This window comes from Thermoflexus sp. (assembly GCF_042408815.1).
Taxonomy (GTDB): domain Bacteria; phylum Chloroflexota; class Anaerolineae; order Thermoflexales; family Thermoflexaceae; genus Thermoflexus.
The window spans coordinates 1-17939 of sequence record NZ_JBHOQR010000002.1; the positions used below are offsets into that span (position 1 = coordinate 1).

Consider the following 17939-nt stretch of genomic DNA (forward strand, 5'->3'; position numbering starts at 1 on the left):
TGGGGGTTGCCGGGCTCGGGCGCGAGGTGGAGGCCAGGTGGTCCGTGAACAGGTAGTACAGCGTGTCCCTTTGCGCCAGCGGGTCTGCCGGCACGCGCCGCATAGCGATGCGCTGTCCGCCCGGGTGGTAGTAGTTGACGGTCTCCGCCGCTCTGGGTCTCAGGAACGAGAGGGAGAACAGGATTCTGTTGTTCAGGTGCGTGTCTGCGCCCGACTTCCCGCGAGCGCTATGGCGCCATCTCCACCTCCACCCACTCGAAGTCCGGGTTGTCCCGTCCTACCGGATCTGTGGGAGGAGAAGCCTCACTTCAGCGACGAAAACATGCTGTATGCTTCAACTTCACACTAACCGAACCGGCAACAGGTGCAATCCCTTCCAACCATGCCGAATGTACAACTCCGCCACCCGATGGGAGACCAAAATCTCCCGCCGTGGCACCGTCCCCAGACGCCCAAACCACTCCCAGGTCATTTGAAAATCCACATCCCACCGCAAGGCCTCCCGACGCAAAGGTATCATACCTCGCAGAACATGGGGATATAGTAGCGTCCCACACGCAGGACACGGCTCTGGCACATAGGGCTCATCGGCGAAGCGGCCTCCATCCACCTGTTCAGGCACCAGAGCGGGCTCGGCCACATGGGGGACGATCAACTGCCGCAGGCCGGGCATCGGCTCCCGCTTGCGTTTGCCTCGAAGCACTGGCCAGACCTCATATCCCCGAACTCCTGCCGCCTCGAACGCCTCGAGCACGTCCACCGTGCAGAACAGTTCGTAGCCCCCCCAGAAGCCGGCGAAGGCGTATAGCCTCTAAAAGGTCAGGGCGATCATAATAGACCCGTTGTGCCGCCCTCCAGATATCATCAAGACTGGCACTTGAAGTGGTGATAGGCGATCGCATATTGTCGTACCCAATCTCTCCTGGTGAGCACAATGCTGGGGATGTCAGCGGCCTTGATCTCCAGCCGCTCTGCGAACGGTTTCTCGATCAGGTGATGCACCTTATCTCCCCTGTGCCCTTGAGCCTTGGTGAGATGCCTGGCAAAAGCCCTCGCTGGTGAAGGTGCTACTCCTCCCCACGACCGCCGGAGGAGTGACTACTCCCCCTTCCTCACCTCATACACCGGTACCACCTCCCACCCCTTCACCTTGTGTTCCCGTAAAAACCTGTATACCCGTTGGGAGATGAGGACTAGGGGGTGCCCGTTAGGAAGATCACCAAATAATTCCGCAGTACGGTTGAAATCTTGAGCATTCTCCAGGACTTCAGGGGTATAATACACATCGGTCTCCTCGTAGTATCGAATCTCCCCCCAGTAGTGGGTGTGCTTCAGATAGCGGGTGGTGGTGCCGCACTCCGCACAATGCTTTACCTCCTCAAACTGGGTGGGCGGTGAAGCCATGGGGGGCAGAGTGTGCGTAACTACCAGCTGATAAAGCGGTGGCTCGCCCTCATGAGGGCGGGTGTAATGCCACACCGGCCGCAGGGTGAAGCCGGTAAACTTGGCTTCTTGAAGCCAGTGTGCCAGGCGAGGGGAGAGAATGATCTCGAAACTATAGGTGAGGGAGAGATCCCGCTTCCCCATCTTGCGGGCGTTCACCATTAGATCCCGCACCTGTTCCAGTTCGGCCCGGCAGGCGGGACAGCGCCGATGGGAGGCCTGGGGGCCTCCCTGGTAGCCATCTTTATGTAGATCATAGTAGTCATCTTCGATGGCTTGGTTGGTGAGGCGCCAGATCAACAACGGGGCCGCCTCCAGCTCGGAAGGAGTGTAGTAGCGCCAGATACTAATATAACGTGGAGCCAAATCCGGCCTTGCTCTTATCGCTTCCAAGAGCAAGCTAAAAGCCGGGCTGTTCACATCGACTTCCAAATCGAAACCCATAGGGGCTTCGTGAACCTGTTTCTGTTCCAGTCCCATTCGTTGGATTAGATGCTTCACCCATTCCCGGTTCTGTTCAATCTCGAGCGGACTTAGAGTTTGACCTTCGGGCTTCAGGAAGATCGTTGCATAGGCAATCCGCTTCATCGCTGCACTCCCAATCGCTCAAAGTATGGCCAGATCACCTCCAGCCAGTCTTCATGACCCAATTCGCGGTAAACCTTCCAATAGGCATTCCATATTTCCTGAGCAGTGTACTCTCCACCAGTAGGTAGGGCGCCCTTTTGGAACAGTCTTGCCGTCACCTCCTGCTGGTGGAAAGTACGATCCAACACCACCGCCGGGATCTCAGTTTCTCTAAGCCCCAGCTGCTCTGCGAACCGTTTTTCGATCAGGTGATGCACCTCCAAGCCCGCTTCCTTGCGCACACCGCCCAGGATATCCGCCCACTCCCCGGCGCTCCGAATCTCCCGAAAAGCTCCCTGCTTATAGAGGTGTCGGATGACTCGCGGCGCCTGTTCCCCCAGCACTTCCCGCAAGTACCGGACCCCGGCCTTCAATCCCCCTTGCAGCAGGGCTTCCCGAAAACCGGCCGTGATACCCCGCCGGGCCACGTCATCCAGGGGCAGTGAAAGAGGCAGCAATTCGTCGGGTTCGATCACTTCCAGCCCGGCCAGGGCGATGGTCAGCCCCGCTACCAGGCGGTCCTCGGTCGAGGCACTGGTCTTGCGCCACGTGCGGATTGCCTGCCAGGTGTCATAGGCCGTCCAGCCATAGTCAATGATCTTGAGAACGAGGATACCTACCGCCACGCACAGGGGACAATGGCCCGTCGGGTCCGTGTACTGGAGGGGGTTGTTGTAGACATACGCATACCGGTTGAGGGCCTGGGGGTTCCCCGGCTCGGGAACGATGGGATCCGGTTGCAGGAAGCGGCCCAGGGCGGGGTCGTAGAACCGGGCGCGGTAATCATACAGGCCCAGGCCTGGCTCCCACCGCTGCCCCGTGAAGCGGCGGTCGGTGACCCAAACCCCTTCCTCCCAGCGAATCTCCCCATATGGAAGATACCGCGCCCCTCCGGCCACACTCCCACCCTGCACCAACCCCACCACGCTCCCCAAATGGTCCCTTACTACCCCATCCGCCTGGCTCCCCTCCCGCACCGCCACCACCTCGTCCCCCAGCCGATACACCTTCCGCACGATCCCATTCCGAACCTCATAGCCCTCATCCACCACCACTGTCCGTTCCCCGCCCACCTCCCGCACTACCCGTTCTCCCTCCGCGTCGTAGCGATAGGCCGCCACCCGCTTCGCATCCCGCCACACCTCTACCAGCCGGTTCTCTCCATCGTAGGCGTAACGCCATTGCACCCCACCCACTGTGCGGCTCACCACATTCCCGTTGGCGTCGTAGCCCAGGACCGTTCCATCGCTCCCGGAAACTAGCCGCCACGAGCGCCCACGCCCTTCCCCCACCCAGGTCGCATGCCAGGCCTCGCCCAGGCACCGGACGGTGGAGGCGCTCGCCACCAGAGGCAGATACACCCGAGGGGGCCCGGGGAGGACGGCCGGTGGGGCCGGATCGCCGTAGTCATAGATCCATGTTTTCCCTCCCTCGGTCCGGCGGAGCCATCGCCCCCCTTCGTCCAGGGTCCATGCCCCGTTCACCGGGCCGCCCATCCCGATCAAACGGTCCAGCTCATCGTAGGCGAAGGTCCAAACCTCCGAACGGACGGCGTCGGTGATCCCCCGGACGTTCCCCACCCTATCATAGCCGTAGCTCAGGTCCACCCCCGGCCCCTGGATGCGGGTGACCCGCAGGGTGCGCGGGTCATAGGTCCGAGTCAGCGAACTGCCCCCGAACAGGGTGAGGGCCGTGAGTTGGCCGGCGGGATTGTAAGCGGCGTTCTGGGCGTAGACGCTCCACCCGGTGAGGGCGACCGGCCATCCGTGAGGGCCATAGGCGACCTGGAGGACCTCGCCGTCGGGGTCCACCCGCTGCGTGAGGCGGTCGGCGGCATCATAGGCGAAGCGCTGGAGGAAGGGTTGACCGTCCACGGTGAGGGTGGCGGTGAGAACCCGCCCCCGCGGATCATAGGCCCACGTCCGCTGGATGCCGTCAGCGGTCCAGGATCGGGTCTTGCGCCCGAGGGAGGCCCCATACCCTGGCTCGTCGTAAGCGAAGCCCACGGCATACCCTGAGGGCCCCGGATCCGGGGGCGGGATGTAAGCGGCGCCCTCGGTCACCTTCGGGGTGTAGGTCTTCCCTTTGAGCCGATTGAGGGCATCATAGTAGAAGTTCACCGCCCAGCCGCGGGCGTCCACCTGGGCGATGAGGTTGCCGGCCGGGTCGTAGCGGTAGAACCAGGTGCCCATCGCCGGGTCGACCATCTGCACCTTGCGCCCCAGGGGGTCGTAGGCCATCCGCACCCGGTTCCCCAGGGGATCCACCGCGTCGGTGAGGCGGTCCAGGGCGTTGAAGCGATATCGGGCCACCGCCAGCGGCTCGGCTTGGAGGGTAGGGGCGGAGAAGGTGCCTTTGAACGCATAGACCTCGGCCAGGCGCCCCAGGCCATCGGTGCACCGTAAGGTCTGGTGGCCATTGGGATCGAGGGCCAGCACGCCGCCGTCGGCGTAGGCATAGCGGGTGACGGCGCCATCGGGGGCGGTGACCGCCACCGGCCGTCCCAAGGCGTCGTAGGCCGTGCGCACCCGGGGGGCGCCGGGGTCCGGGTTCCGATACGGGGTGACCACCCGCCCATCCGGGGTGGTGGCGTAGGTGTATTGCGGGACAAAATAGAAGAGGCTTTCCTCAGCTGCCCGTCCCAGGGCATCATAGCGGGTATACTGGATGATCTCCTGGCCCCCTCCCGAGCAGGTCCATCCGGGGCCGGGGGTCTGGCGCTCCACCCGGCGGCCCAGGCCATCGTAGTAGAGCCGCTCCCAGGTGGCCAGCCCTCCCGAGCACCAGGCAACCCCAGGGGTTCCGCGCACCAGGCGGACTACCATGAAAGGCCAACGGTCGGTGAAGGGGAAATCCACCCCGTCGTAGTAGCGCCACTCCTCGCTGGGGAAGTCCCAGCGGTCCCCCGGCCGCACAATGGTTCGCAGCCGTCCGAAAGCATCGTAGGTGTAGGCAGTGGCCGCCCCGTTGGGGTCCACGACCCGCTTGAGGGCTCCCACTGGCCCTCGCCCGGCGCTGGGGTCGCCTTCGTTCACGCCGTAGTATTCATATCGGGTGAGATGGCCCAAGGGGTTGCGTTCGGAAATCCGGTAGACCCCCGTAGCGTCATAGGCGAAGGTCGTGGCAAAGCCCCGGGCGTCGGTGATCACGGTGGGGTTCCCCCAGGCATCGTAGGCGGCTTGTTCGCTCACCCAGCCCCAACCCGCTTTGCCCTGATCCATCCGGGTGAGCTGGCCTCGGGTCGGTGGAGTGGTCGGGGAGGAAGCGCCATCGTAGTAAAAGCGCTTTTGGCTCCATAGCGCCGCCCCGCCGGTGTCCTCCGTGATCCCCTCGTAGAGGTTCTCCCAGGCTGTTTTGTCCACGATCCAGAGGGCGGGGTTGTAAACATATCCCCGGTGGGTGGAGCGCTCGTCCCCCGAGACATCCAGGAAGCCGTGTTCGAAGACCGCGGCGATGTTACCGTAGGCGTCATAGCGGTATTCCGTTCGAATGGTGCGGCCATCGGTGGTGATCTCCTGGCGCTGGAGGAAGACGAAATTCGCGCCTCCCACGGTGGGAGAGATCCCATACGTGGAGGCAAGGGTTTGGAGGACGACGCCGCTGGGATTCCGAATCTGGCTCTCCCGCGGGCGGCCCCGGACCGGCCAGGGGTCGTTGGTGGGGCCTTCGGGCAGCGCGAAGCGGGTCCATTCGACCCGGTAAGGGTTCCCGCCGAGGTCCTGGAGGGTGAGGGTCACCTCTCGATAGCCCAGGAACAGGCCTCCCGTGGGCAAGCGGGTGCCATCGGCTTTCCGGAATTGATCCGGCCATGTGCAGCCGGTCTGATCCTCGCTCCAGAAGAGATAACATCGTCCCCGATCATCGCCGCTGTAGGCATAGGCTTCCTGCCAGCCACCCCCCAGGCCGTCGGTGACCTTCCGCCAAGCCACCCGGTAGTTCCACGCTTGCCAATAGCCCCCGTCAGGCGTCTCGTAGCGGGCCTCGATGACGCCTCCGTAGCCGTTGTCGATGCGGGTCAGGCGAGGGTAGAAGAACCGCGCCTTGGCCCAATCGCTGCAGGGTTCCTGGAAATCGTTGCACATGCCCTTGTTTGGGTAGCCGGTGTAGCCGAAGGAGAAGGGAGGCAAGGCTTTCCATGCGCTCCCCTCGGGGGCCTGTTCCTGAATGGCCACGAGGATCCGCAGGCGCTTATTTCCCTCATCCTCGGGGATGAAGGTCCCGTAGGTGAAGGACCAAGCCCGCGCCACGGCCCAGCTTCTGTCTCCCCGCTGCCGTTCCAGGACCACCTTCTGCACGGCGTCGGTCTGCCAGAAGATGGCCGCCATCCCGGCGGAGGCGAAATCCCCGCGGTAGGCCGGAGCCCCGAAGCCATCGTTGGGCCCGTTGCCGTTCCAGCGGCGGTCCCAGAGGATGCGCACCCTGGTCCCGGGGTATTCGATCTGGGCGAGGTAGCTGGCCCGCTCGGCGTTTGGATCGTCTCCGTGGCAGGTGTCGGTGCTCGTAATGAAGCCTGCTGCTTTGAACAGGTCACACTGCTGGGCCAGGGTCTGCTCGGTGTAGGTGAAAGTGACGGTGACGCCGTTGGGGTAGAGGATCTCCTTCACCCGCCAGCGCACCGTAGCTGCTCCGGTCGTCCACCCGCTGCCTGTCCATGGTCCGATGGAACCTCGCAACACCTGCCGGCTGTCGGGGGTGGTCCCGAAGCGGTAGCGGGTGCCATCTTTGAGAGTCACCTCCCACCAACCGTTCTCTGGCCCTGGTTTCCATTCGATCCGCCAGAACCGCTCATCCTCGGTGCGGAAGCGATGGGTCGTGCTCCCCGGCCCGGTATATTGGAGGCTGGCGGGCAGCCCCGCTTCCGGCACCAACCTCAGGGCTTCCCCGTTCACCACCAGGAGCGGCACCGGATCCCAGCACAGGTAGAAGTTCGCTCCATCGAAGCACCGGCGCACGTTGCGCCACACGATCTCGGCGACATCCAGGCTCCAGCCCCAGCCGAGGCCATCGGATTGGGCCCAGGTGAGGATCCCATCCAGCCGGCGGCTGTTGTAAGAGAGGCGCAGCGCGGGTTGAATGCCCCCCGGTCCCGGCGGGAGGTCGAGGGGATATTCCCACAGCAGGGCGCCGGCGAAGCGATCCACCCGGGTGTCGTGGAAATTCAGCACCCACCCGCTTTCCTTCACCCCCGAGGTGCCGGCGCCGAAGACGGACAGGTGGTGGGTGGTGAAGGTGATCACCCCCGCTGTCTCGTCGATCTGCGTGGGGGTGAGGGTCTGCCACTGGCGCCCCTGCTCGTCCCAATACCCCACCCAGGGACGGAGCCAATCCGGACGGGGGGCCCAATGGACCCAGTCTCCCAGGCGGAGGGTCACGGTGAGGGGGGCGGCGAAGTGGGTGAGGGGAGTGCCGAGGGAATCAGTGGCGGTGAGGTCGAAGACGAGGGCGAGGCCGGCCTGGCCGGCGCTTAGGCGGCGGGCTTCCCGGACGGCCAGGCGGAGGTGGGCGATGGGGGCGGCGGGGGGCGCCTCCACCGTGACCCGTCCGTCGAGGAAGTGGGCGGCGGTGCCGGGGGTGATGGGGATCTCCTCGAGGGGCGGGGAGGGGGCAGGCGAAGGTGGGGTTGGCGACGGCAATGGGCTCTGGAAGGAGAGCGAGGCCAGAGGCCAGGATGCGCTCCATTCGGGGGCGGAGGCGGAGGATCTCGGGGGGAACGCCAGGGGTTGCCCCACCAAGCTTATGATCCCGATCACCGCTACCAGGGAGCGCCACCGGACCATTCGAACGCTCCTCCTAAGGAAAATTATAAAAAGGGTCAATCTGTCGGTCAAGCCAGCGGTGCGGGATGGGAGAGAAGCCGCTGTCTTGCCCATCCGGTGAAGGAGGAGGGGCTGTCTTCCGCGGTGCGCTGGCTCCCTTGGGCAGGCTCGAGGGCGGAAAACGCCATTGAAAGGGGCTGGCCGGATCCCCGGAAGTGTAGTATACTTCCCCGCTGGTGTCAGACCCCACACACCCTGGACCGGTTGGGGCGTGCCGGCGGTGTGCCGGCTCCCGCCGGGAAGAAGGGGTGGCGGATCAAAACGCATAAGGAGGAAGGCCTATGCCGCTGGTGACGATGAAAGAGCTGCTGGAAGCGGGGGTGCATTTCGGCCACAAGACAAACCGCTGGCACCCCAAGATGAAGCCCTACATCTTCACAGAGCGAAACGGCGTCCACATCATCGACCTCCAACAAACCATTCGCGCCCTGGAGAGCACCTATCCCCTGGTCCGCGATCGGGTCGCCCAGGGAGGAGTGATCCTGTTTGTGGGGACCAAACGCCAGGCCCAGGAGACCATCGCGGCGGAGGCCCAGCGGTGTCAGATGCCCTATGTGAATTACCGCTGGCTGGGCGGCACGCTCACTAACTGGCGCACGATCCGAGATCGCATCCGGTATTACATCCAGTTGGATGAGATGATCCGCAATGGGGGGCTGGAGACGTTGCCTAAGAAGGAGGCGATCCGCCTCCGTCGGAAATACGAAAAGATGCGCCTCAAGTTCGAAGGCCTCCGCCTGATGAAGCGCCTCCCGGACATGCTGTTTGTGGTGGATACCATGCGGGAGGCGACGGCGATCCGCGAGGCGAACGCCCTCAATATCCCGGTGATCGCCATGGTGGATACCAACTGCGATCCGGATCCCATCGACCACATCATTCCAGCGAACGATGATGCGATCCGCTCGATCAAGTTGGTCACCCGTCTGATCGCGGATGCGGTGGTGGAGGGTCTTCAGCTGCGCGAGAAAGCCGGCGTGGCGGAGGGGATCGAGGAGGAGGAGATTGAGGAAGAGGAGCCGGCGCTGGAGCTGCGCCGTGTGTTCGAGGCTGAAGAGGAGGACGAGGAGGCAGTGGGGCTCGAGGAAGAAGAGACTTTCGAAGAGCTGGAAGCCTGAGGATTCTTCCAAACCCTTGGGTCGGGAGGGAGGTCCCTTGAACATCCCAGTGGATATGGTCAAGCGTCTTCGGGAGATGACTGGGGCTGGCATCCTGGATTGCCGCAAGGCCCTGGAGGAGACGGGCGGGGATTTTGAGAAGGCCATCGATTACCTGCGGGAGAAGGGCCTGGCGCGGGCGGCCCGGAAGCTGGAGCGGACCGCCCGGGAAGGCTTGGTGGTCGCCTATGTGCACCCGGGCAATCGGGTCGGGGTGCTGCTGGAGCTGAACTGCGAGACAGACTTCGTCGCCCGCACCCCCGAGTTCCAGCAGCTGGCCCATGACCTGTTGCTCCAGATCGCAGCCACCAGCCCCCGCTATATCCGACGGGAGGAGATCCCCGCGGAGGTCCTGGAGCACGAGCGCCAGATCTATCTGAAAGAAGCCCTGAACGAGGGTAAACCCCCTCATATTGCGGAAAAGATCGCGGAGAGCCGGCTGAACCGGTTCATCCAGGAAGTTTGCCTTCTGGAGCAGCCCTTTATCAAAGACGAGGATCGCACGGTGGGCCAGGTGATCATGGAGACCATCGCCCGGGTGGGGGAAAACATCGTAGTTCGCCGGTTCACCCGTTATGAGCTGGGGGAGACCGTTGAGTGAAATCAAAGGCCGGGCCCGGGCCCGGCCTTTGATTTTAACCTGATGAGGGAGGGGAAAGTGGTTCCGATGTCAGGCCCCAAATATCACCGGATTCTTCTGAAGCTGGGCGGGGAAGCGCTGGCCGGCCCGAGTGGCTTTGGGATCAGCCCGGAGCGGGCCGTGGAGCTGGCCGCTCGCCTGAAGGCGGTGAAGGAAATGGGGGTAGAGATCGCGATTGTCATCGGGGCCGGCAACCTGTGGCGGGGCCGCGATGGCATCGCTCACCGCATGGACCGGGCGACCGCGGATCAGATGGGGATGCTGGCCACGGTGATGAACGCCCTGGCCCTGCGCGATGCGCTGGAGCGCCTGGGGGTGCCTACCCGCGTCCAGACCGCCATTGAGATGCGGGCGATCGCAGAGCCCTATATCCGACTGCGGGCGATCCGGCACCTCGAAAAGGGCCGCGTGGTGATCCTGGGGGCCGGAACCGGAAATCCCTACTTCACGACGGACACCGCCGCTGCTCTGCGCGCGATGGAGATCCACGCGGACGTTCTGATTAAGGCCACCAAGGTGGATGGCGTATATGATGACGATCCGATGGTGAACCCGAACGCCCGCAAGTTTGATAAACTAACATATATAGAGGCCCTGAACCTGCGCCTGAAGGTCCTGGACAGTACCGCCCTGTCCCTTTGTATGGATCACAACTTGCCGATCATCGTCCTCGATCTGTGGCAGCCGGATAGCCTGGAACGGGCGGTGCGGGGGGAGCCTGTGGGGACGCTCATCGATAGTTGATGACCTTGAGGCCAGGCCTTGCCCCCCAGCGACCCCGGCGGCCTATTGGGGTGACGCCGCGGGTTTCTTCCCGAGGGCGTTCGCGATGGGCTCGATTCTTCCGGTCTTCCGGCTCGATGGCCCTTGCTCGGGCGGAGGGAAAGCCGTTGTTCATGCGGGCGTTCCGCCTCAGTGCTTTTGCGTTCATCCTGGATGGAGGTGAAGACCCGCGATGATCCCGAAACAGGTTTTCCGGGATGCGGAAGAGCGCATGCGCAAGGCCATTCGGGTGTTTGAAGACGAATTGAAAGGCATCCGCACGGGGCGGGCTTCTCCGGCCCTGGTGGAGCGGATCCCAGTAGAATACTACGGAACCCAGGTTCCGCTGGAACAGCTGGCGATCATCCGGGCCCCCGAGCCCAATTTGTTGACGATCCAGCCTTACGATCCAAAGGCGCTGCCGGAGATCGAGCGGGCGATCCTGAAATCCGATCTGGGGTTGACCCCCAGCAACGATGGGCGGATCATCCGCTTGGTCCTGCCCCGGCTTACGGAGCAGCGCCGGCAGGAGCTGGTGAAGCTGGTGCATAAGCGTCTGGAAGAAACCCGCATCGCGATCCGGAACATCCGAAGGGATGTCCTGGAGGAGCTTCGAACTCGGCATAAAAACAAGGAGATGTCTGACGATGAGTTGGAGGAAGCCCGGGAAGAGGTCCAGAAGCTTACGGACCGATATATCGAAGAGGCGGAGAAGGTAGCCCAGGCGAAGGAGAAGGAGATCATGTCGTTCTGAGCCTGCTTGCCTTCTCATCCTCCTGCATCCCGGGTTCCCATGGTCGGCATCCAAGGAGGGGGCTTGTGAGGGAGAGGAACGGTCAGCAGATGGAAACGCTATTGAAAATCCCGACCCATATCGCCATCATCATGGACGGCAACGGCCGGTGGGCGAAAGCCCGGGGGCTCCCTCGACTGGCGGGGCATCGGGCGGGGACAGAGAACCTGCGCCGGGTGATCGAGGCGTGCGCTGACCTGGGCGTCCGGATCCTCACGATCTATGCGTTCTCCACGGAGAACTGGCGTCGCCCCCCCGATGAGGTGAATGGCCTGTTCGGCCTGCTGGAGCAGATGATCGATCGTGAGCTGGATAGCTTGCATCGGAACGGCGTGCAGATCCGCCATCTGGGCAGCCTGGAGGGGGTGCCAGAACGGCTTCAGCAGAAGATCCGCATGGCCATCGAGCGGACGAAGGGGAACTCTCGGCTGATCCTGTGTGTCGCCTTCAATTACGGGGGACGTCAGGAGATCGTTGAGGCCGTCCGCCGGATCATCGCTGATGGCGTCCCCCCGGAAGCGGTGGATGAATCCCTGATCTCCCGTTACCTATATACGGCCGGGTTGCCGGATCCGGATCTGATCATCCGCACCAGTGGGGAAATGCGCCTGAGCAACTTCCTGCTGTGGCAGGCGGCTTATTCGGAGTTCTACGTGACCCCGGTTTACTGGCCGGATTTCGATCGGGAAGAGCTGCTGAAGGCGATCGAGGCCTACAGCCGGCGGGAGCGTCGTTTCGGGCAGATCAGTGAGCAACTGGCCCCTTCTCACCCATCGCGTTAGCCGTGCTGCGTCAGCGTCTCCTCGTTGCCCTCATCGCGATCCCTCTCCTGACCGCCCTGGTTCATCGGGGCGGATGGCCGTGGGCGGTAACGGTCAGTCTGATCCTGCTGGCGGCTGCCTGGGAATACACCCATCTGATCCGTCGCATCGGGTTCTCTCCTTCCCCGGGCTGGGTCGGGCTGATGATCCTGGGTTTCCTGGGGGACGGGATGGCTTTCCTTCCCGGCCACCGCGTGGCGGAGCTGACCCTCACGCTGGCCCCTCCTATGGCCCTGGTGTGGTTCTGGTGGATCCGACGCACCGAGCATCCGGTTGCGGACTGGGCGTTCACAGCGGCCGGAGGTCTTTACCTGGGATGGTTGGGGCGCTCCTTTGTCTGGCTTCGGAATCTACCGGATCCTCATGGGCGCTGGTGGGTGGCTTTCGTGCTGTTCACCACCTGGGCGGCCGACACGGGGGCCTATCTGGTAGGCCGGCGATGGGGCCGGCATCGGTTGGCCCCTCAGTGGAGCCCTGGCAAAACCTGGGAGGGGTTCTTCGGAGGATGCCTGGCCGGCCTGGGAGTGGGCGCTGTTCTGGGCTTTCTCATGGAGCTGGGCGCAGGGCCCGGAGCCCTGCTGGGGCTTTTGATCGGCAGCCTGGGGACTCTGGGGGACCTCTCGGTCTCGGTTCTGAAGCGACAAGCCAGGGTGAAGGATTCAGGGAATCTCTTCCCCGGACATGGGGGGGTGCTGGATCGGCTGGACAGCCTGCTCTGGAGCGGCATGCTGGCCTATCTTTACGCCCACTGGATTCAGGGCTTCTGATGCGGGAACAAGGGGCTATGCGCGGCTTCTTGATCACCTTTGAGGGTCCGGAGGGAAGCGGCAAGACGACGATGGCGCGCTGGCTGAGCGGCTTCCTCCAGGGGAAAGGATATCGGGTGCTCTTCACCCGGGAGCCAGGCGGCACGCCCGTTGGGGAGGCCATCCGTGCGCTGCTTCACGCCCACGAGCACGCGGACATGACCGCGCGGGTGGAGGCGCTGCTGTTCTGCGCCGCCCGGGCGCAGCTGGTCGAACGGGTCATCCGGCCCTTTCTGGCCGAGGGCGGGGTGGTGATCTGCGACCGCTATGCAGATTCCACCCTGGCGTATCAGGGTTACGGTCGGGGCCTGGATCTGGAGGAGCTGCGGCGTCTGAACCGGTTCGCCACGGGTGGTCTGGAGCCGGATCTCACCTTCCTGCTGGATATTGATGTGGAACTCGGCCTAACGCGCCGCCGGATCTCAGGGGATGCCTGGACCCGCCTGGATGCGCTGGAGCTCTCCTTCCATCGACGGGTGCGGGAGGGATATCAGGCGTTGGCGGCGGCGGAGCCCGCCCGTTGGGTGGTCATTGACGCGTCCCAGCCGATCGAGGCCGTTCAGACGGCGATCCTGCACCATCTGCAACACCGCCTGAGCCTGCCTGTCCCAGGGGGGTGAAGTGGACGGGCACATCGGAAGGCGCGCCCGCCCACTTCCCAGGGGATTTCCCCCGAGAAGGGGCCACCCCCTCTGGGATCGCGGACGGATGAACGCCCTGTGGACCGCCTAAGGCTTAACCGGGAATCCGCAGAACCACCTTTCCGAAGACCCGCCGATCCTCCAGGTAGCGATGAGCCTCCGCGGCTTCCTCCAGAGGGAAGATCCGGTCGATGATCGGGCGGAAGATCCCCTGTTCCACCCGCTCCATCACCGCCTGGAAATCCGCACGGGTGGCCCCAAAGGATCCCAGGATCTCTGCCTCCTTGTAAAAGACTCCCCAGAGATCGGTCTCTCCCCAGCGTCCGGTGGTCGAGCCGCAGAACACCAGCCGGCCCCGGAAGGCCAGCGAGGCCACACTTTCCTTCCACGTGTCGGAGCCCACGTGCTCGAAAACGATATCCGCTCCTCGCCCCTCGGTGGCTTCCATCACCCGCAGGCTGAAGCGCGGATGTTCCCGGTAATTGATCAGCACATCGGCGCCCAGGGCACGGGCCTTTTCCAGCTTTTCGTCGTTGCTCGCTGTGGCGATGACGCGGCATCCGAAGTGCTTGGCGATCTGGATGGCCGCCGTGCCGATACCGCTGCCTGCGGCCAGCACCAGCACCGTTTCCCCATGTCGGATGCGCGCCCGGCTCACCAGCATATGCCATGCGGTCCCAAAGGCGGCCTGGATGGCCGCGGCCGCCTCATATGAGGTGTTCGGCCCCAGGGGCATCAGATTAGCAGCGGGAGCCACTACATACTCGGCATAGCCGCCCCAGCGGTCAACGCCCAGGATCTTCCGCCGCTGGCACAGATTATCCATCCCGGCGCGACAGAACTCGCACTCCCCGCATACGATGAAAGCGCCCACCAGCACGCGATCCCCCACTTGCCATCCGGTTACGCCCTCCCCGAGGGCCGCGATCTCCCCGGCGGGCTCCAGGCCCAGGACATGGGGGAGTTTCGCCTTGCGGCCCTGCGCGCCAGCCCGGGTATAGAGATCGAGGTGGTTCAGGCCGCAGGCATGCACCCGAACCAGCACCTCGCCGGGCCCCGGGCTTGGGGTGGGCACTTCCTCCACCTGCAAAACCTCCGGTCCTCCTCGTCGTCGCATTAACACGGCTTTCATAGAGCCCCCCCCTTGTTCCAGTGATCAGCATCTACGGTGCAAATATCACACGGGGGAACTGGCGCTCATCGATCCGCTGGCATCCCTCCGGGCCTAGCTCCTCGAGCTGCCTCAACAACTGCAAGGCCTCCTCCCGCAGGCGTGCCACGTCGATCCCCTGGCATCGATTTGGCACCGGGGCGAGGTGGGCCAGGCCGCGCCGCAGCGTTTTCAATGCGCCAGCGTAGTTGCCCCGCTGGATCTGATAGCAGGCCACCCCGATCTGCAGGATCCCCTGATAGAGCTCGCGGACCGGCCGGGTCTCCGCGCGCCATGCGTGTTCCAGCGTTTCGTGCTGTTCGAAATACTCCCCGGCGTTGAACTGCTCCAGGCCGCGCCGGACTTCCTCCGGCAGCGGCTCCGCGCAGCATGGCCATTCCCCGCTCATGGCGGTTCGCCCCTCCTGAGAAAGTGTATGAAAACCTCCCGCAGATCTCTCCTCTCCGCGCGCTGCAGGACGCGGAGAGGGGGCAAATGTTTTGGGGGCAGGCATGCCGAAGGCACCCCCCTGCCCGAAACGAGGGGATAAGCGAGCGCTGTGTTGTGGCAGACACGTAAGGACTGAAGCCGCCCGCCTCATCAAACCAGACGACGTGGGACGACTACGCATCCATGGTCCAGATCGCCGATCGGTTCATAGCCGGCCGGGCCGTGGAACCACACGTAGCCCGCGATATAAGCGCAAAAGGCGGCATCCAGCCGATCTTCCCAGGCTTTCAGGCTTCGCCGGGTTCGGGCTTCCGGCGGAGGGGTGCGCCAGGTCTCCGGCCAGTCCAGCGGAGGGTTAAAGCGCTCTAGGGCAAGGAGCTGGCGGTGCCAGCGGCGCAGCCCGCGAATCCAGGAGCCCCGGCGCAGGCGCTTGTAGCGGATGATCCGCCGGAGGCCGAACAGGATGATCGCGGCGGGGTGAGGGAAGACTTCGATGACGGCACGGATGGGAGCTCCTGGGTGAAGGGGCGGCTGTAGCGTGAACCCCCAGGTCGTCAGGGTCTGGGCCAGGGCTTCCCCCCGCAGGCCCCCGAAGGAACGGAGCCAGCGCCGGTTCACCGGGTAGCCCCCGGCATGATGGCGTCCGAACCGGGAGGCGATCCACCGATCACAGGGCCGCGAACTCTCCTCGTTCGGGACGATCAGTGGCGCATCGATCCCGATGATGCATGGGGCCTCGCGATAAGGAGTCAGGAAATCCAGGATCTGCGCGTCGGAACGCAGATCCTCCGCCCAGGCCTCCATAGTCCAATGATCCTCATCCCAGCGAAGCACCACCGCGGCCGTCGGGTTCCGTGGAGACCAGGCCAGATCTACGCCGATCGCCCGCATGGCGCATCGACTTCCTCCCATCGCAATGGGCATGCCTCTCTCCCTGAACGTGAGCTTCACCGCTTTCAGGCCGGCGCCGTGGCTCTCCGTTATCGCTGGCAAACCGGGCAGAAATAGGCGCTGCGGCCCTGGAGAGTCTGACGGAGGATCGGGGTTCCACAGCGGAAGCATGGTTTCCCCGCTCGCCCGTAGACCCGCAGATACCGCTGATGCTCCCCGCTGTCCCCCTCCGGCCGGCGATACCACTGGATGGTGGTCCCGTGATGGCGCAGGCCCGCGAGAAGGGCCTCTCGAATGCCTTTCCAGAGGCGTCGGAGTTCCGCTTGGGTCAGGGAGTCGGCGGATCGCATCGGATGCAGCCGCGCCCGCCAGAGCGCCTCGTCCGCATAGATGTTCCCGATCCCGGCCAGCACCGATTGATCGAGCAGCAGCGCCTTCAGACGCCCCCGGCGGCCGGCAAGCTGTCGGGCGAGATCCTCCGGCCGGAACTGCGGGTCCAGCGGCTCTGGCCCCAGCGGACGGAAGATGGGCTCCGGATCCGCGATCCAGTATAAACGACCGAACTTGCGGAGATCCTGGAACCGGAGGATGCGCCCGTCGTCCATGATGAAATCGGCTCGGGCATAAGGATCCGGCGCGGAAGCGGGAAGCAGGAACAGGCGGCCGGTCATTTTCAGGTGGACCAGCCATGCTCCCTCATCCAGGACGAACCAGAGGAACTTGCCCCGCCTCCGGATCTCCTGAATCTCCCGCCCTACCATCCGCTGGACGAACTGGCGAGGGGTGGGAGTGGCCACACATCCGGGCCAGTGCAGGATCACATGGTAGATCCGGCGGCCCGTTACATGGGGGCGCAGCTCTCGAATCAGCGTCTCGACTTCGGGGAGCTCCGGCATGGTGGACACCTGCTGAGCCTTGGGCTTTCCAAGGGATGGGTTCCGTCCTCCCGCGTTCAGTCCATCAACGGGACCTCCGCCAGGCTCACCGGTTGGCCGACCCCGTGGGCCCGCGCTCGTTCATAGACCAGGGCCGCCACGGCCACATCCTCCAGAGCGATACCCAGGGATTTAAAGAGGGTGATCTCATCGAGATGAGTGCGTCGCACCCGCCCAGCGACCACATCTTTCAATTCGTGGATCCGGTCCCATGGTAACCGTCCCCGCTCCAGGGGTTCCAGGAAATCGCCCGCTTCCATTTTTCCTTGGTCCCGCGAATCGATGACGATCAAATCCGCTCGAACGATGGCTTCCTCATCCAATTCCCGACGGATCCACGCGTTGGAGCCGGCGGCGTTGATGTGCACCCCTGGCCGCAGCCATGCCCCCCGCAGGACTGGTTCCCGGGCGGAGGTGATGGTGATCAGGATGTCCGCCCCCTCCGCGACGGCCTCCGGCCGATCCGCCGCATGCACAGGGATCCCGAGGGTCTCCGCCATGCGGTGGGCGAACGCCTCCCGACGCTCCCTGGTTGGGCTGTAGACTCGGGCTTCCGTGATATCCCGGACGGCGCAAACGGCCATGAGCTGTGTGGCCGCCTGACGCCCCGCTCCATACATGCCCACCCTTTGGGCATCCGGGCGGGCGAGGTAACGGGTAGCCAGGCCGGTGGCCGCCCCGGTTCGCAGGCGGCCCAACACATCGGCTTCGATCAGGGCGACCAGCGCTCCGCTCTCGATGTCGAACAGCAACACGAGGAAGCGGGCCTGCCCCCCGACCGTGGTGTAGGCCTTCAGGCCGACGTAGCCGATCCCTGGCCCCCCAGCGGCCATCACGTGGAGGGCACCGCGGGGCCAGCGGACGCGAGCGCGGGGCACGTTGGTCGCCTGACCCTCGGCCTGGGCACGGAAGGCTCGTTCCAGCGCCTCGATGGCGTCGGCGATCGGCAGCAAGGCCCGCACATCCTCTTCGCGAAGCAAAAGGGCCATTTGAAGTCCTCCCCTCAC

15 protein-coding genes are annotated in these 17939 nt (G+C 64.3%); 7 read left to right on the forward strand and 8 right to left on the reverse strand.

What is annotated here, in order from left to right:
• Positions 1 to 340 precede the first annotated feature (340 nt).
• The 3 genes from ACFMO3_RS00235 to ACFMO3_RS00245 all read right to left on the reverse strand — a co-directional run bounded on the left by ACFMO3_RS00235 (position 341) and on the right by ACFMO3_RS00245 (position 7847).
• On the reverse strand, positions 341 to 760 hold the full coding sequence (locus tag ACFMO3_RS00235) for a hypothetical protein (protein WP_376788422.1): 420 nt from the start codon (positions 758 to 760) through the stop codon (positions 341 to 343).
• A gap of 338 nt (positions 761 to 1098) precedes the next feature.
• Positions 1099 to 2031 (reverse strand): hypothetical protein, encoded by a 933-nt coding sequence (locus tag ACFMO3_RS00240; RefSeq protein WP_376788423.1) that lies wholly within the window; start codon positions 2029 to 2031, stop codon positions 1099 to 1101.
• Positions 2028 to 7847 carry an RHS repeat-associated core domain-containing protein gene (locus ACFMO3_RS00245; RefSeq protein ID WP_376788424.1) on the reverse strand — a complete coding sequence of 1940 codons (5820 nt, stop codon included), beginning with the start codon at positions 7845 to 7847 and terminating at the stop codon, positions 2028 to 2030. The genes ACFMO3_RS00240 and ACFMO3_RS00245 overlap by 4 nt, the downstream gene beginning before the upstream one ends.
• A gap of 320 nt (positions 7848 to 8167) precedes the next feature.
• Here ACFMO3_RS00245 and rpsB point away from each other — a divergent pair, with 320 nt between their 5' ends.
• From rpsB to tmk, 7 genes are all read left to right on the forward strand, one after another.
• The gene (gene rpsB, locus ACFMO3_RS00250) at positions 8168 to 9004 is read left to right on the forward strand and encodes a 30S ribosomal protein S2 (RefSeq protein WP_376788425.1); all 837 of its coding nucleotides are present in this window, start codon (positions 8168 to 8170) and stop codon (positions 9002 to 9004) included.
• A 37-nt stretch (positions 9005 to 9041) separates the two neighbouring features.
• Entirely contained in the window at positions 9042 to 9644 is a 603-nt protein-coding gene (gene tsf, locus ACFMO3_RS00255) for a translation elongation factor Ts (RefSeq protein ID WP_376788426.1), read from the forward strand.
• Positions 9645 to 9710: 66 nt separating this feature from the next.
• Entirely contained in the window at positions 9711 to 10427 is a 717-nt protein-coding gene (gene pyrH / locus ACFMO3_RS00260; protein ID WP_376788727.1) for a UMP kinase, read from the forward strand.
• Positions 10428 to 10638: 211 nt separating this feature from the next.
• Positions 10639 to 11199 (forward strand): ribosome recycling factor, encoded by a 561-nt coding sequence (frr, locus tag ACFMO3_RS00265; RefSeq protein WP_376788427.1) that lies wholly within the window; start codon positions 10639 to 10641, stop codon positions 11197 to 11199.
• Positions 11200 to 11288: 89 nt separating this feature from the next.
• Positions 11289 to 12020 (forward strand): isoprenyl transferase, encoded by a 732-nt coding sequence (locus ACFMO3_RS00270; protein ID WP_376788728.1) that lies wholly within the window; start codon positions 11289 to 11291, stop codon positions 12018 to 12020.
• Between the two features lie 2 nt (positions 12021 to 12022).
• Positions 12023 to 12826, forward strand: a complete 804-nt coding sequence (locus tag ACFMO3_RS00275; RefSeq protein ID WP_376788428.1) for a phosphatidate cytidylyltransferase — start codon at positions 12023 to 12025, stop codon at positions 12824 to 12826.
• Positions 12827 to 12843: 17 nt separating this feature from the next.
• Positions 12844 to 13485, forward strand: a complete 642-nt coding sequence (gene tmk, locus ACFMO3_RS00280; RefSeq protein ID WP_376788429.1) for a dTMP kinase — start codon at positions 12844 to 12846, stop codon at positions 13483 to 13485.
• Between the two features lie 115 nt (positions 13486 to 13600).
• On the opposite strand, the gene ACFMO3_RS00285 is transcribed toward tmk, so the two are convergent.
• The 5 genes from ACFMO3_RS00285 to ACFMO3_RS00305 form a co-directional block, all read right to left on the reverse strand.
• Positions 13601 to 14638, reverse strand: coding sequence for a zinc-binding dehydrogenase (locus ACFMO3_RS00285; protein ID WP_376788430.1), 1038 nt, complete (start codon positions 14636 to 14638; stop codon positions 13601 to 13603).
• Between the two features lie 31 nt (positions 14639 to 14669).
• Positions 14670 to 15065 (reverse strand): DUF309 domain-containing protein, encoded by a 396-nt coding sequence (locus ACFMO3_RS00290; protein WP_376788431.1) that lies wholly within the window; start codon positions 15063 to 15065, stop codon positions 14670 to 14672.
• A 191-nt stretch (positions 15066 to 15256) separates the two neighbouring features.
• On the reverse strand, positions 15257 to 16030 hold the full coding sequence (locus tag ACFMO3_RS00295; protein WP_376788432.1) for a DUF429 domain-containing protein: 774 nt from the start codon (positions 16028 to 16030) through the stop codon (positions 15257 to 15259).
• 56 nt (positions 16031 to 16086) lie between these two features.
• Positions 16087 to 16893 (reverse strand): bifunctional DNA-formamidopyrimidine glycosylase/DNA-(apurinic or apyrimidinic site) lyase, encoded by an 807-nt coding sequence (gene mutM / locus ACFMO3_RS00300; protein ID WP_376788433.1) that lies wholly within the window; start codon positions 16891 to 16893, stop codon positions 16087 to 16089.
• Positions 16894 to 16949: 56 nt separating this feature from the next.
• Complete coding sequence (locus tag ACFMO3_RS00305) at positions 16950 to 17921, reverse strand: ornithine cyclodeaminase family protein (protein ID WP_376788434.1); 972 nt, start codon at positions 17919 to 17921, stop codon at positions 16950 to 16952.
• Positions 17922 to 17939: the final 18 nt, after the last annotated feature.